The sequence below is a fragment of the Flavobacterium polysaccharolyticum genome (genome assembly GCF_038739875.1).
GTDB classification, from domain to species: Bacteria; Bacteroidota; Bacteroidia; order Flavobacteriales; family Flavobacteriaceae; genus Flavobacterium; species Flavobacterium polysaccharolyticum.
On record NZ_JBCGDP010000125.1, the window covers coordinates 1 to 211 of the forward strand.

The window sequence follows — 211 nt, forward strand, 5'->3', positions numbered from 1 at the left end:
GTAGTGGTAACAGGACCGTTACATCCTGCAGCGCTTGCTGTAATTGTTGTACTTCCTGACCAACCTGCTACATAGGTAACCTCGCCTGTGGATGCGTTTATACTATTGCCGGCTGTTAATGAAGCGGCATCTAAACTATAGGTAATACCTGTTGAATTCGTAGCTGTGGTAGTAGTGGTTACTGCTCCTGCTCCTTGGCAACGGGTTGAAG

The 211-nt window shown here is 47.4% G+C and carries 1 protein-coding gene; it reads right to left on the reverse strand.

Annotation, left to right across the window (positions count from 1 at the left end; all coding sequences use genetic code 11):
* Positions 1-211: hypothetical protein (locus tag WFZ86_RS20350; RefSeq protein ID WP_342693646.1), on the reverse strand; the 211-nt coding region annotated here is incomplete at both ends.